Annotated in this window: 15 protein-coding genes and 1 pseudogene; 5 read left to right on the plus strand and 11 right to left on the minus strand. The window is 70.2% G+C overall.

The features are described from left to right. Positions 1-12: 12 nt before the first annotated feature. From ACFVVM_RS12010 to ACFVVM_RS12025, 4 genes and pseudogenes are all read right to left on the minus strand, one after another. Positions 13-732, minus strand: a complete 720-nt coding sequence (locus ACFVVM_RS12010; protein WP_387616472.1) for an energy-coupling factor ABC transporter ATP-binding protein — start codon at positions 730-732, stop codon at positions 13-15. Then, positions 729-1,490 carry a cobalt ECF transporter T component CbiQ gene (cbiQ, locus tag ACFVVM_RS12015; RefSeq protein WP_387616474.1) on the minus strand — a complete coding sequence of 254 codons (762 nt, stop codon included), beginning with the start codon at positions 1,488-1,490 and terminating at the stop codon, positions 729-731. The genes ACFVVM_RS12010 and cbiQ overlap by 4 nt, the downstream gene beginning before the upstream one ends. Further along, positions 1,491-1,913, minus strand: a complete 423-nt coding sequence (locus ACFVVM_RS12020) for a PDGLE domain-containing protein (protein WP_387616844.1) — start codon at positions 1,911-1,913, stop codon at positions 1,491-1,493. Next, a pseudogene (locus ACFVVM_RS12025) lies at positions 1,890-2,546 on the minus strand (energy-coupling factor ABC transporter permease); the annotation flags it as partial. The gene ACFVVM_RS12020 and the pseudogene ACFVVM_RS12025, both read right to left, overlap by 24 nt. 118 nt (positions 2,547-2,664) lie before the next feature. Here ACFVVM_RS12025 and ACFVVM_RS12030 point away from each other — a divergent pair. Next, positions 2,665-3,027, plus strand: a complete 363-nt coding sequence (locus tag ACFVVM_RS12030; protein WP_387616476.1) for an ArsR/SmtB family transcription factor — start codon at positions 2,665-2,667, stop codon at positions 3,025-3,027. Between the two features lie 19 nt (positions 3,028-3,046). Here the strand turns inward: ACFVVM_RS12030 and ACFVVM_RS12035 are convergent, their stop codons facing one another. From ACFVVM_RS12035 to ACFVVM_RS12050, 4 genes are all read right to left on the minus strand, one after another. Then, positions 3,047-3,661 carry a TetR/AcrR family transcriptional regulator gene (locus tag ACFVVM_RS12035; RefSeq protein ID WP_387616478.1) on the minus strand — a complete coding sequence of 205 codons (615 nt, stop codon included), beginning with the start codon at positions 3,659-3,661 and terminating at the stop codon, positions 3,047-3,049. Positions 3,662-3,726: 65 nt separating this feature from the next. After that, complete coding sequence (locus ACFVVM_RS12040) at positions 3,727-5,193, minus strand: hypothetical protein (RefSeq protein ID WP_387616480.1); 1,467 nt, start codon at positions 5,191-5,193, stop codon at positions 3,727-3,729. A gap of 54 nt (positions 5,194-5,247) precedes the next feature. After that, entirely contained in the window at positions 5,248-5,862 is a 615-nt protein-coding gene (locus ACFVVM_RS12045) for a YdcF family protein (protein ID WP_387616482.1), read from the minus strand. Between the two features lie 141 nt (positions 5,863-6,003). After that, on the minus strand, positions 6,004-6,525 hold the full coding sequence (locus tag ACFVVM_RS12050) for a hypothetical protein (protein WP_387616484.1): 522 nt from the start codon (positions 6,523-6,525) through the stop codon (positions 6,004-6,006). 284 nt (positions 6,526-6,809) lie between these two features. Between ACFVVM_RS12050 and ACFVVM_RS12055 the strand changes: the two genes are divergently transcribed. Further along, positions 6,810-7,448 carry a TetR/AcrR family transcriptional regulator gene (locus ACFVVM_RS12055; protein WP_387616486.1) on the plus strand — a complete coding sequence of 213 codons (639 nt, stop codon included), beginning with the start codon at positions 6,810-6,812 and terminating at the stop codon, positions 7,446-7,448. Between the two features lies 1 nt (position 7,449). On the opposite strand, the gene ACFVVM_RS12060 is transcribed toward ACFVVM_RS12055, so the two are convergent. Continuing rightward, positions 7,450-8,391 (minus strand): acyl-ACP desaturase, encoded by a 942-nt coding sequence (locus ACFVVM_RS12060; RefSeq protein WP_387616488.1) that lies wholly within the window; start codon positions 8,389-8,391, stop codon positions 7,450-7,452. Positions 8,392-8,516: 125 nt separating this feature from the next. On the opposite strand from ACFVVM_RS12060, the gene ACFVVM_RS12065 reads away from it, so the two are divergent. Next, positions 8,517-9,806 carry a diguanylate cyclase domain-containing protein gene (locus tag ACFVVM_RS12065; protein WP_387616490.1) on the plus strand — a complete coding sequence of 430 codons (1,290 nt, stop codon included), beginning with the start codon at positions 8,517-8,519 and terminating at the stop codon, positions 9,804-9,806. A gap of 121 nt (positions 9,807-9,927) precedes the next feature. Further along, the gene (locus ACFVVM_RS12070) at positions 9,928-11,130 is read left to right on the plus strand and encodes an MFS transporter (RefSeq protein WP_387616493.1); all 1,203 of its coding nucleotides are present in this window, start codon (positions 9,928-9,930) and stop codon (positions 11,128-11,130) included. Positions 11,131-11,169: 39 nt separating this feature from the next. Here the strand turns inward: ACFVVM_RS12070 and ACFVVM_RS12075 are convergent, their stop codons facing one another. Next, complete coding sequence (locus tag ACFVVM_RS12075; protein ID WP_387616495.1) at positions 11,170-11,547, minus strand: ArsR/SmtB family transcription factor; 378 nt, start codon at positions 11,545-11,547, stop codon at positions 11,170-11,172. Between the two features lie 87 nt (positions 11,548-11,634). Here ACFVVM_RS12075 and ACFVVM_RS12080 point away from each other — a divergent pair, with 87 nt between their 5' ends. Continuing rightward, positions 11,635-13,614: a heavy metal translocating P-type ATPase gene (locus ACFVVM_RS12080; protein ID WP_387616497.1), complete on the plus strand. Its 1,980-nt coding sequence runs from the start codon at positions 11,635-11,637 to the stop codon at positions 13,612-13,614. Here the strand turns inward: ACFVVM_RS12080 and ACFVVM_RS12085 are convergent. Beyond that, entirely contained in the window at positions 13,604-14,071 is a 468-nt protein-coding gene (locus ACFVVM_RS12085; protein ID WP_387616499.1) for an RDD family protein, read from the minus strand. The two genes, ACFVVM_RS12080 and ACFVVM_RS12085, sit on opposite strands and share 11 nt — an antisense overlap. Positions 14,072-14,092 lie beyond the last annotated feature (21 nt).

The raw sequence follows: 14,092 nt of genomic DNA on the forward strand, positions 1-14,092 counted from the left end.
GGCTACTCCCACTCAGTGCAGCCGATGCCGGGCCAGCAGAGCGGTATCGCCGAGGATCCGCGCGGCCGGGCCGTTGGCGACGATCTCGCCCGCGTCGAGGATCACCACGCGATCGCAGATCCGCTGCGCGTACGGCAGATCGTGGGTCACCACGAGCAGGGTGGTCGGCAGGGCGAGCAGGATGTCGGCCAGTTCGCGGCGCGCCACCGGGTCGAGATTGGCGGCCGGTTCGTCGAGGACGAGCACCTCGGGACGACACGACAGCACGGTGGCCAGGGCGGCGCGACGGCGTTCGCCCAGCGACAGGTGGGCCGGGGAACGACCGGCGCGATCCGACATCCCGACGGCGGCGAGTGCCTCGCGCACGTTCTCCGCGAGCTGCGCGCCGCGCACGCCGAAGTTGGCGGGACCGAAGGCGACGTCCTGTTCGACGGTGGGCATGAACAGCTGGTCGTCGGGGTCCTGGAACACCACCCCGACCCGCTGCCGGATGGCCCGCACGGTCTCGCGCTCCAGCCGGGTACCGCCGATGCGCACCTCGCCCGAGGTGGCGGTGAGCACCCCGTTGAGGTGCAGCATGAGGGTGGATTTTCCCGCGCCGTTGGGGCCGAGCACCGCCACCCGCTCCCCCGCCGCGACCTCGAGGTCGACGCCGCGCAGCGCCCAGGTGCCGTCGGGGTAGGCGTAGCTCAGGTCGGTCACGCGCACGGCGGGTACTGCCGGTTCGGTCACCGGACCATCCAAGCACTGACACAGATCGCGATCGCCGCGACGGCGGGCAGGCAGCCGAGCACCCATTGCTTGCCGCGCACGGGCGCGATGCCGAGATCCGGTACCGCGCCGTCGAATCCGCGCGACAGCATGGCCAGGTGCACCCGTTCGCCGCGTTCGTAGGAGCGCAGGAACAGGGTGCCCGCCCCGCGTGCCGTCGCCCCGGCCTGGCGCAGCGTGCGCGGGTCGTCGCCCCGCGAGATCCGGGCCAGCCGCATCCGGCCCGCCTCGGCGACCAGCACGTCGACATAGCGCAGCATCAGGACCACGATCATCACGATCATGCCGGGCACGCGCAGCCGGGTGAGCCCGCCGGGCAGGTCGCGCACGCTCGTGGTGGCCGCCAGGGTCAACGAGATACCCACGCCCAGAGTGCCTTTCGCGATGATTCCCCACGCGGCCCAGAGCCCGGTGGTCGACAGCGACAGGCCGAGGAACTCGGTGCGCGGTTCCCCGACGGCGAACGGCAACAACACCGCCAGCACCACGAACGGCACTTCGATGAGCAGGCGCGGCGCGATCCAGCGCAGCGGAATGCCGGACCAGCGCCAGACGGCGAGCAGGCCGAGCGCGTAACAACCGTAGGGCCAGAACAACTCTCGCGGAGTGGCCACGACGGCGAAGACGGCGAGCACCGCGCAGACGATCTTCACTTCCGTCGGCGCGCGATGCGCGGGCGAGTCCCCCGCCAGGTAGAGCAGTCGGCTGGGGCCGCTCACCTACCTCGGCCCCGGATCCGACCCGGCGACAACGTCGTCCGCCGTGCTCGACCGTCGGCCGATCGCCCTGACCACCGTGAACAGCACCGCGAACGCGACGGCGACACCGAGCACACCGGCGAGCCCGACCCATGCCTCGTCCCCGCCGATCGCGTAGTCGGCCAGTGGGGAATCGGCGAGGCGGTGTTCGGCCGCGTTCTGCGCGATGCACTCGCCGCGCAGCTCCTCGACACTGTCGACCTCGACCGTCGTGCACCCGCGCTGGGTGGTGGCGTCGAGACCATCGGGGTGCGAGCTCGCGACGTAGGACAGCGCGCCCGCGACGAGCACCGCCGCCGCGGCGAACGCCAGCAGGAAGCCCGGGACCGAGACCCGCGCGCGCAGCGAGGACGTCTCCGTCCGCGCCGAGGCGGCACGCAGCAGGTAGACGAGATCGGGTCTGGCCCTGGCCACGGCGACCACCGTGATCGCGGTGATGATCCCCTCGCCGATCCCGATCAGTGCGTGGGTGATGAACATGTACCCGGCGACCGCGCCGACCGTCGAGCCCGCCGCGCCACCGATCGCGTACTCGACGACGAAACCCATGGCGGCGCAGAGGGTCCCGATGAGCGCCGCGACGAAGGCCACGATCCCGATGCCCGCGTCGGAGCGCTTGCCGAGCAGCCCGATCCCCAGCCGTGCGACGAGATACCCCGCGCCGACGCCGATCAACGCCATGTTCGTGATGTTGGTACCCAGTGCCGACAATCCGCCGTCGGCGAACAGCAGTGCCTGGACGACCAGCACGATCGCCACGCACAGCGCCCCGAGATACGGGCCGACCAGGATCGCGGCCAGCGCCCCGCCGAGGAGGTGCCCACTCACCCCGGGCAGGATCGGGAAATTCACCATCTGCACCGCGAAGATGAACGCGGCGACCAGACCGGCCATCGGGGCGGCACGTTCGTCGAGATCAGCCCTTGCCCGCCACGCGGCGTAACCCAGTCCGGCGATCGCGATCACCGCGAACAGCAACGAGGTCGGCGCATCGACGATGCCGTCGCTCATATGCATTGCCACAGTGATCTGGGTCACCCATCAAGATGATACGCCGGATATATGCTCATGTGAACACATGAATTGCTGAGACGTACGACTGGTTCTCTCCGCCCCGGAAAGGCACAGTGGAATCGTGGCAGTCAGTCCCTCCCTGGATCCCGAGCACGTCAGCCGTGCCGCGTCCGCGTTGAAGATCGCCGGCATCGAGCACTGGGCCGGGCGATTCGACCTGCTCTCCGACGTGAACCGGCTGCGCCTGCTGCTGTGTCTGCACCACGCGCCCGACATCAGCGTCAGCGATCTGGCAGCGGCGGTGGGTATGTCGGCCACCGCGACCTCCCAGGCGCTGCGGCTGCTGCGCCAGCAGGGCTGGGTCGCCGCCGCCAAGGACGGGCGCATCGTGCGCTACCGGCTCGCCGACGACACCGTCCACCAGTTGCTGCACTGGATCGGGGCCACCCACGCCGAACCCGTCGCCCACCAGCACACCGGGTGATCGCGCGGGTGTGCGGCGCCTAGTCCGGGGTGCACCAGATGCTTCGGACGAACACGGTGGTGAGGGTGTCGACCTTGCGAATCGCCGCGTCCCCGGTCGGCTGTTCGACGGAGAATTCGTAGCCGGCGCGCCACATCATCGCCAGGAAGGCCACCGCGAGATCGCGGGCGTCGGGTCCACCGGGTGCGCGATCGGCGGCGCGTTCGGCCTCGATCAGCGCGCTGATGCTGTCCGCGGCCCGCGTGTGGACCGTCTGCCAGGGTTCGTGCAGCTGCAGTTCGTGATCCGACAGGGCGCGCAGGAGCGGACCGTGCACCCGCCACCGCTCCAGGTAGCGGACGACGGCCTGGCGGATCGCGGCCCGCGCCGGTGTGGTGCTCTCGAATTCGCCGAGGATGCCACCGAGTTCGGCCAGGCTGTCGGTGGCCAGGGTGTAGAAGACCGCGTCCCGCGACTCGAAGTAGAAATAGAAGGTCGACCGCGACAACCCGGCACCACCGGCCAGCTGATCCACCGTGATCGAGGCGATCGGCCGCTCGGCCACCAGCTGCCTGGCCGTGTCCAGGATCGCCGCCTCGCGCAGATCGCCCTTGCTGGGACCACGTCGGCCACGCGGTTGCCGTGTCTGCGCCATCAGCGCGATTCGTCGACTTGCTCGGCCATCGTCACGGTGGTGAGCCTACCGATATCGGCTCCGTACTACCGGGGAGCAGGTAGCCACTTCGCCTTCAGCAGTTGTTCGGTGACCCGGGTCAGGTACTGCGTCTGCCGGTGCGCCAGCGCGGAATCCAGCTTGTCGAGGTCGCCGTCGCCTGCGACCTGCACGAGGTAGTTCGGGCCCGCGATCGCGGTCACCGTGGGGATCCCGACCTGGTACGGCCCGGTCGCCTCGCCGTAGAGGTTGTTCGTGTACGGCCCCGCGACGACGGTGCGCTCCAGCTCGCTCGCCTCGAGTTCGGTGGCGACCAGCCGGGTGAGTTCCGGGCTGTTGCCGACACCGAGGATGAGCAGTTCTTGTTTGCCGCTGGGCCGCCACGGGCCCTCGCCGCCGGCGGCGTCCCACTGCATCGCCCCGAGGTGCTCGGGAACCACCGCGGCCACGATCCGGTTCGTGATCGCGGGGTTCTGCTCGAGCCAGGCCTTCGCGTGCACACCGCTGTCTGCGGCGGTCATGTGGGCGGGTGAGAACACGACGCAGAGGTCGCGAGCACGGTCTTCGCGGGGGATCTTCGCGAAGTACTCGGTCATCGCCAGCACCGCGGCGGCGCCGTTCTCCTCGATGGCGTTCTGGCCGTCGGTGTGGGTCATCAGCAGGATCGCGCCGGGCTCGGCACCGTTGCCGGGCAGGGTGGCGACGAGGTAGTCGACGGTGGCCGCGTCGTCGGTGTCGGCGGTGAGGGTCAGGGTCGCGGTGACGGGGCCGCGCTCGAGCAGCGCGCGCAGGCGGGCGCCCTGCACCCGATCGAGCTGGACGGCGGGCAGATCGGCGAGGGCCTGCTGGTGTGGCGAGAACTGGTCCTTCGCGTCCGCGGGCGCGGCGGGCAGGATGCCGATCGCCCCCACGGCACCGCGTTCGCGTGCCGCGCGCAGGCTCGGCGCGGCGTACGCCCACAGCCGGGTCGGATCTTCGAGCGCGGCCTCGGCGAGCAGCGACTTCGGCCGCGCGTCGGTGGCGGCCTGCAGGACCGCCGCGCCCACCTTCGTCGGCACCCGGTCCAGCAGCACGATCTTGCCGGTCAGATCCGCGTCGGTGGTGTGCTCGGCGAGCAGGCCGGTGACACCGGCGGCCGGGGTGGTGCCCGAGTAGGGCCAGTAGTAGGCGACGGGGATCTGCTCGGTGCTGCCGTGCGCGTCGGTCACCGACAGCGCCCACGAAGTGGCGTTCCAGTACTTCAGCAGCGTGGGGAAACGCTCGACGGGCACACCGATCGACTCCAGTTCACCGGCCAGGTGGTCGATCCAGCGGCGGTGGGCCGGGCTGCCGGTGAAGCGGGGACCGCCCTCGACCATCTTCTCGACCCAGCGCCACAGGGTGTCCGCGTCGGCCAGTGCGACGGCGCCGCTCGGCGCGGGTGCGCAACCGGGCAGTGCGAGCGCGCCGAGGGCGGCCAGCGAGCCCGCGAGCATGGTGCGTCGACTCAGGGGACGGGAAGGGAAAGCGCTCATGCGGAGCAATAATCCACATGCCGATGGTAATAGTCAACGCTGTGTCGAGAATTATCAGCGTGCTGCCGAGACCGCGCCGGCTCCGAACGATCCGAGCCAGAGGGGCTGGACGAACCACGGGATCCGGTCGGGCGTCAGCTCACCCACCACGGCGACATCGGCATCGGCGAAGGCGGTCGCCGCGCGGACGATGTGGTCGTCGGAGGTCACCAGTACCGCTGCGCGCAGTCCGCGATCGGCCATCATGGTCGCGGTGCGGCGCGCGTTCTGCACCGTCGAGTCGGCCCGGTCCTCCCGCAGGATCCGTTCCGGTGCAACACCATTGGCCACCAGCCACGCCGCCATCGCATCGGCCTCGGTGATGCCGGCACGCGGATTCCCGCCGGTGACGATGACCGGCGACAGTGGCGCCAGGGCCGCCTGCAGCAGGCCGGCGCGCAGTCGTCGCACGAGCTCCTCGCGCATCGCGCCCTCCGGGGTGAGGCCGTAGCCGAGGATCACCACCGCGGTGTCGGGTCCGTAGGTCCCCGGCAGCGCCGGAGTCCACGTCGACGGCAGGTCGGCCACCCCGGTCGGCCACGGCACCTGCGCCTGTACGATCTGCGCCGCCGAACCCAGCAGACCCACCGTCGCGACCACCGCCATCGCCGCTCGCCACACCGAAACCATCGCTGTCTCCTCGCGTCCGGACCGGTCGACGATGACCGGTCTCCGGATCACGGTGCGCCGCGGAACAGCGGCCGCGAAGCGCTACCGATGCGGCCTGCGACAGCTCACAAGCCCAGGTCAGGACCCTTTGGTGTGCGCCATTCAGCACATGTCACAGGCTTCGGGACCGAAACGTAGTTCGGCGTCCTCGGCCGAGCCGACACCGCTCACCTGCCCGATGGCCGCCCAGGAGGCACCGGCCGAGCGGACGAAGCGCACGGCCTCGACGAGGCGCCGCTGGGCCGAGACCGAGTCCTGGTAGGCCAGGAGCACCGGGATCAGGGCCTGCATCTCGACGCGGTGGTAGTCCCATTCCGCGAGTACCAGGGCGGTGGCGCTCGCGTCGAGCCGTCCGCTGGGGCAGTGCAATCGCCGCAGCACCGGATCGTGGTCGACCGGATTCTCGGTGCGCAGCCAGGTGCGCCCGTGCCAGGCGCCGCACGAGCAGAGCACGCGCCAGCCGATCACCTCGTCGGGTTCGCGGGTGCGGCACAGCGCGGGGGTGAGCGGGGTGGCGTCGAGCGCCGCGATCGCCGCCGGGTGCGCGGCAACGCCGGGGCCGTGCAGGCCGTCGGCGAAGATGTCAGCGACCCAGCCGCGATGGCAGTCGAACAAGGTGTTCATAAGACTCCGATGTCCACATTCCACAACAGGTTCGAGCCGAGCCGCCCCGAGGCCGGACGGCCTCGGAACGGAGTCGGTATGCGGTCGGACCTGATGCCGGTTGCCGACCACCAGATGTGTGGGACTGCATTTCCCACGTATCCACCATCGGCGCAAGGCGTGGCCCACGGCAATGACCTCGGCCCGATATTGGCCACAGTCACAGGAGTGCCGGTGCGCGCTTGGTTCCGGCGATCACCCCGGCCGATACTGGCCTCTGTCCCAGACGAGGCAGGAGTTCGGATATGCCGCCGAAGGCAGTCGACCGGCGTAGGCAACCCACCCAGGAACGGGCCAAAGCGACGCGCGAGCGCATTCTCGACACCGCCGCGGAGTTGTTCGGCGAGCGGGGTATCGCCCAGACCTCGACCAATCTGATCGCGACCACGGCGGGAATCAGTATCGGCACGCTGTACCGATACTTCTCGGATCGTTCCATTCTGGTCGAGGAGATCCTGGAACGGCTCATCGCCGATGCCGAGCGCGAATTCGCCGAGCGGGTCTTCGACCTGCCCACGGCGGTGGATCCGCGCTCGCTCGACGACTACATCCGGGTGGCGGCCGAGATTCTCGACGTCTTCGCCGAGGTATTGGTCGCCAAGGCCGCGCTGGTGCGCGCGCTCGTCGCCAGCGTCCAGTTCTACAGCAGCGGCCTGCCCGAACTCGAACCGCGGCTGCGGCTGCTGGTCAAACTCGTGTTGATCAACTATCTCGGGCCGGGCAACGACCGCGACAACGAGATGATGGCGCGCGTGCTGATCAATACCGGATTCGCCGCCGTGCTGCGCGCCTCGGCCGACGGCATCTCCGATACCGATCGCGAATCATCGATCGCCATGACCGCCAGGATGATCGGCACCTGGCTGCACAGCGAAGAGCGCTGAGCTAGCTCGCGGCGCGCGCGTGCTCACGCGCGAGCACCCGTTCGCGCTGTTCCTCGAAGCGGGCCGCCTTGGTCTCGAGGTCGACGAGGTACCGGTGCAATTCCTCGCGTGCCTGCTCGCCCGGTCCGGTGAAATCGTTGCGCTCGAAGACATTCCACGCCCGCAGCACCGGCTTCAGGACGACGTCGAGATGCTGGCGCAGATCGTAGACGCCGTGTTTGGCCAGCAGCACCGCGTTGCGCCGGAAGTTGGGCTGGTTGAGGCCGGGCATCTGGAATCGCAGGACGACATCGGTGATGGCGCGAATACTCTCGTCGGGCGTCAGGTCGAGGGTGGCCGCGCAGAGTTTGCGGTAGAAGATCATGTGCAGGTTCTCGTCGGCGGCGATGCGCTGCAACATGCGTTCGGCGACCGGCTCCGCGCACAGCGCCCCGGTATTGCGATGACTGATCCGGGTCGCCAATTCCTGGAAGGTGACATAGGCGACCGAGCGCAGGAATTGCGAACCCTTCTCCGGTTTCGCTATTCCGGCGGTCATGTGCGTCATCCGCGCCTGTTCCAGCGCGACCGGATCGACCGCGCGGGTCACCACGAGGTAGTCGCGCAGCACGATCCCGTGCCGGTTCTCCTCGGCGGTCCAGCGGCCCACCCAGGTGCCCCAGGCATCGTCGAGCCCGAAGGTGTCGGCGAGTTCACGGTGGTAGGAGGGCAGATTGTCCTCGGTGAGCAGATTGGTGATCATCGCGGCTTTCGCGACCTCGCTCAGTCGCGACTGCCCGGGTTCCCAGTCGATGCCGCCCATGGCGGCGAAATTGCGGCCCTCGTCCCAGGGCACGTAATCGTGCGGATTCCACGCCTTGGCCTTGGCGAGATGGTCGTTGAGATTGGCTTCGGCGACGGGCGCGAGTTCGGCCAGGATGTCACGGTCGGAAAGGTGCTTCATCGTTCCACCCTCGGCCCTGGCGGGCACGGCCGCCGCCCTCGCGCGCAAGACTGTGTCCATTCACAGTCCGGTGCCGTGCCGCGCGGACAGCAGACGCGACCGCGATCTGGTCGATCGACCTGATAATGTCCGGCCACCCGTGGCATGATCACGGCAATCGCCTCCGCGCCGCCCCGGCCGAGGTGACCGACCCGGAAACCGACACCGACATGACCTTCGACGACACCGTGCAGCAGTGGCTCGAACAGCTGGCCGACCTCGGCCCGCTGCCCGCCGATGTCCTGGCCACGGCGGTCGTCGATCTGGTCGCCCACCTGCGCGCGGGTCTGGCTCGCCCCGAGTTCGACCCCGCCGTGGCCGAGCAGGCGGGCGCCGGACTGGTCGCGGCCGGGATCACCGACCCCGCGGCCCTCGGCACCGCGGTGCCGGTCCTGCGCACGCTCGCCGAGACGGCACGCCCCGGCGACATCGCGGCCGCCGACGCCGTGATCGGTGGTTTCTGCACCGGGTTCGCCCGCGCGCTGCACTCCCCGGCGCCCTATGCCGAGGGCTTCGAGCTGGCTTTCCGGCATGCCTCGATCGGGATCTCGCTCGGTGACGAGCGCGGCCACATCCTCGACGCCAACCCCGCCTTCGAGCGGCTCGCCGGGCACTCGGTCGACGAACTGCGCAGCACCGACGGCTTCATGCTGTTCCCGCCCGAACGTCGCGCCGAGGTACAGGAACGGGTCGAGTCGGCGCTGGACGCCTCCCCCACCGGCACCATCCACATCGAGGGTCGCTTTCCCCGGTCCGACGGCTCGATGGTGTGGACGGCGTGGACGGTGATCCGGTGCGCCTCCCCCGGCGGCGACCGCGGCTATCTGCTCGCGTTCGGCGAGGACATCACCGAGCGCCGCACCGCCACCGAGCAGCTGCAGTGGCAGGCCATGCACGATCCGCTCACCGCGCTGCCCAACCGCAGGCACCTGCTCGACCGCCTGCACACCGTGATCGCCGACGCGGCGCCCGATGCCGTCGCCGGGGTGCTCGCCCTGGATCTGAACAACTTCAAAGAGGTCAACGACTCCTTCGGCCACATCGCCGGTGACCGGCTGCTGGCCGAGGTCTCGGCGCGGCTCGAGGCCGCCGCCATCCGGCACGGCTGTCTGCTGGCCCGCACCGGCGGCGACGAATTCATCGTGCTGGCCGCCCCACCGGCCGACAACGACCACATCGACAGCATCGTCACCGGCATGCACCGCGCCCTCGCCCAGCCCTTCACCGTCGACGGCGCCCGCATCACCGTGGCGGTGAGCATCGGCGCGGTCCTCGCCCCCATGGCGGGCGCCGACGCCGACGCCGTCCTCGACCGCGCCGACCGTGCGCTCTACGCCGCCAAGACCGCGGGCAGCACCCACACGGTCCGCCGCTGATCCGCCGTTCGACCGGCTGAATCCGCTCCCTCGTGGCAGGTGCGCCCACGATCGTGGAGCCGTCCTGTTGACGTCCGTTTCCTGCCAGCGTCGCGGGGTCGCGAATTCCTACGCTCGGGAAATGAAGACTGATCTTGTCGTAGGGACCGGGACGCGCGAACTGCGCGACCCTGTCGTCTGGTACATGTCGTTGGCGGCGGCGCTGGGGACGGCGACGGTGTATCCGCTGCAACCGGCGATCGGCGCGGTCGCGGGATCGCTGGACAGTTCACCGGCGGCGGTGGGGGTGGCGCTGGCGTGCGGGCCGGTGGGGTATCTGTGCGGGCTGATGCTCCTGGTTCCGCTGGTCGACCGGTTTCCGCCGAGATCCGTGATCGCGACGCAGTTCGGTTGCCTCGCAGCGGCTCTGGCGCTCAATGCCGTGGTCGGACAGGTGTGGCTACTCGGTGTGGTGCTCGGGGTGGTCGGGGCCGGGTCCGCGGTGGGTGCGGGATTGAGTTCGGTGGCGGGCCGGTTGGCGGCGGCGCCGCGGCGGGCGACCGTGCTCGGCATCGTGACCGCGGGGATCTCGGCGGGGATCCTGGCCGGGCGGATCGTGGGCGGCTGGCTCACCGACACCATCGGCTGGCGGGGTGCGCTGCTGGTGTTCGCCGCGGCCTGCGCCGTGATCGCGGCGACCGCGCCGCTGATCCTGCCCGCCGCCCCCGGTGCGGGCGCGCGAGGCTATCTCGCTGTGCTGCGGTCGATTCCGGGCCTGTTCGCCCGGTACGCGACGCTGCGGCTCGCCGCCACGCGCGGTGCGCTGTGGTTCTTCGCGTTCTGCGCCGTGTGGGCGGGGCTCGCGGTCGCGCTGTCGGCCCCGCCGTTCGAGTACTCGGCCGAACGGATCGGTCTCTACGCCCTCGCCGGACTGCTCGGGATCGTCGCCACGCGGGTGGCGGGCACGTGGACCGATCGCGTCGGCGCCCGCCGCGTCGTGCTGATCGGCCTGGCCATGGCCGCGGCCGCGGCCGCCGTGCTCGGGCTCGGCCTCGCCAGTACCGTCACCGCGCTGATCTGTCTGGCGCTCTTCGATGCGGGGCTGTTCGCGGCCCAGGTCGCGAACCAGAGCACCGTGCTGGCGATCGATCCCACCGCGCCCGCCCGGTTCAACAGCGCGTACATGGTGGTGTACTTCGTCGGCGGCAGCCTGGGAACGGCGTTCGGCGCCTGGGCGGTCGCGTGGATGGGGTGGCCGATGACGGTGGCGGTGGCGACCGGGGCGATCGTGGTCGCCGCGGTCATCACGATCGGTACACCGGCGACGCTGCGCGACCCGGTGTGAGTGAGCGGCCCGGCGCGCTCACCGAATGCCTTCTGCCACTCACGATTCGACGGTGGAGCGTGCGGATTCCGGGCGGTCGGCGAGGCCGAGGCGGAGGTGTTCGCTGTGGTAGATGGCCTCGTCCAGGAGTTGGGCGACGTGGGCGTCGTAGAGGCTGTAGATCACGCTGCGGCCGGAGCGGGTGCCGGTGACCAGGCCGAGATTGCGGAGCAGGCGCAACTGGTGTGAGACCGCGGACTGCTCCATGCCGACGGCGTCGGCGAGTTCGGTCACCGGCAGGGGGCCGTGGCGTAGTTCGGCGAGGATGAGCAGCCGGCTGGGGGTGGCCAGGGCCTGCAGGGTGGTGGCGACGTGCGCGGCGGCGTCGGCGTCCAGCCGTCCGACCGGCCGGTCGCGACCATCCACGCCGTGTCCCATGCGACGGAGTGTACCGTTCAGGTACACATGAATACGTCTTCATGTGTTCTGGTATCTTCGGGTTCTTCCCACTTCCGGAGGTGACCCGTGGCCTCGTCCACCGCTACACCCCTGCGTCCCGGCATCGCGCTCGCGCCGATCTCGGCCCGCCGGACGCGCCTGCGCGATGTACCCGAAATGCGTTGGGCAGCAGCAGCCTCGGTGCTGTTCCTGCTCGGCCTGACAGCGCAGTTCAGCGGTGCGCCGGGTTGGGTGGCCACGGCGCTCTACCTGGCCTGTTACGGCGCGGGCGGCTGGGAACCCGGACTCGCCGGGCTGCGCGCCCTGCGGGCGAAGACCCTGGACGTGGACCTGCTGATGGTCGTCGCCGCGATCGGGGCGGCCGCGATCGGGCAGGTGCTGGACGGCGGCCTGCTCATCGTCATCTTCGCGGTGTCCGGCGCGCTCGAAGCGGTGGCGACCGCACGCACCGAGGACTCCGTCCGCGGACTGCTCGACTACGCGCCCGACACCGCGACGCTGCTCACCGACGGCGAGGAGCGCACCGTCGAGGCCAAGGCGCTCGAGGTGGGCGCGGTGATCCTGGTACGCCCGGGCGAACGGATCGCGGCCGACGGCACGGTGCTCGGTGGGGCGAGCGAAGTCGACCAGGCCACCGTCACCGGCGAATCCATGCCGGTCGACAAGCTCACCGGCGACGAAGTGTTCGCAGGCACCCTCAACGGCACCGGCGTACTGCGGATACGGGTGGATCGACGCGCGGCGGACTCCGTCGTCGCGCGCATCGCGAGCCTGGTCGAGGAGGCCTCGCGGACCAAGGCGAAGACGCAGCTGTTCATCGAGAAGATCGAGCAGCGCTACTCTGTCGGCATGGTGGTGGCCACCCTGGCGGTGTTCACCATCCCGCTGACTTTCGGTGCGACACTGCGTGATTCACTGCTGCGGGCGATGACCTTCATGATCGTCGCCTCACCGTGCGCGGTCGTCCTGGCGACGATGCCGCCGCTGCTGGCCGCGATCGCCAACGCGGGCAGGCACGGCGTGCTGGTGAAGTCCGCGGTCGTCATGGAACAGCTCGGCACGACCACGCGGGTCGCCTTCGACAAGACCGGCACGCTCACCCGCGGCGTCCCCGAACTCGCCGAAATCCGTTCCCTCGATAGGGAATACACCGACGACGCGGTCCTGCGCCTGTCCGCCGCGGCCGAACATGCCAGCGAGCACCCGCTGGCCGCGGCGATCCTGCGGGCCGCGCGGCGACGCGGACTCGAGGTCCCACCTGCCGAGGACTTCGCGGCGCAGCCCGGCCGGGGTGTGTCCGCGCTGGTCGACGGGCAGCTCATCCGGGTCGGCTCCCCCACCACCCTGCTGCCCACCGCCGACGAGAACACGACCGCGATCATCGAGACGCTTCGCACTCGCGGAATGACCGCGGTGATCGTGCTCGCCGACGGGACCCCGATCGCGGTACTCGGGATCGCCGACCAGGTCCGCCCGGACGCGGCCGCCGCCGTCACCGCGCTCACCGCGTCGACCGGGGCCGCGCCGGTCCTGCTCACCGGCGACGACCGCACCACCGCGATCCACCTCGCCGCGCGGGTCGGGATCACCGAAGTCCACGCGAATCTGCTCCCCGAGGCGAAGGTATCGGCCATTCGCGAGCTGGAAACCGGCGGCGCGCGGGTGACCATGGTCGGTGACGGCATCAACGACGCGCCCGCCCTCGCCACCGCGCACGTCGGAATCGCCATGGGCGGAGCGGGTTCCGATCTCGCACTGCAGACCGCCGACGCGGTCGTGGTGCGCGACGACCTGACGACCATCCCGGCGGTCATCGCCCTGTCCCGGCGGGCACGGCGGGTGGTGCTGGCCAATCTGGCCATCGCGGGCGCGTTCATCGCCGTCCTGGTCACCTGGGACCTCGTCGGGCACCTGCCGCTGCCGCTGGGCGTGGCCGGGCACGAAGGGTCGACCATCATCGTGGGGCTGAACGGACTGCGCCTGCTGCGCTCGGCCGCATGGCGGCGAGCCCAGCAGGCGCACGAGGTTGCGCGGGTCAGTCCCTGACGACCTGGGTGCCGTCGGCGAGCCGGTCGTGCCAGCCCTGCTTGGTCGGGCTGGAGCTGATCGTCGCCGCGATCGAGATGGCGGCGATGAACCACAGAAGACCACCGACCCAGGGGATCAGGTTGAGCAGCATGTACGCATTGCGCAGCGCGGAGTCCTTGACGCTCGGCTTCGCCGCGCCCCCGGCACCGTTGACGTGCAGGCCGAGAATCTTCTTTCCGGGCGTCGACCCGCTGGAGACCTCGAAGACGACGAAGTACAGGAACGCGAATCCGGCGCCCGGCAGAATCGACACCCAATCGGGGACGTTGGCCTTGTTCAGCAACCAGAACACGATCGCGCCGATGATTCCGGCGAGTATCCAGTCGATGAATCGAGCTCCGGCCCGCCTGCCGAGCCCGCCCGGCGACAGTCCGGCCGCCGTACCGAGCTGAGGGTCGTAGCCACCTGTGGTCATCTGTTCCTCCTCGCGTTGGGC

Origin of the sequence: Nocardia sp. NPDC058176, from assembly GCF_042883805.1 — a bacterium.
In the GTDB taxonomy this organism is placed as follows: Bacteria; Actinomycetota; Actinomycetes; order Mycobacteriales; family Mycobacteriaceae; genus Nocardia.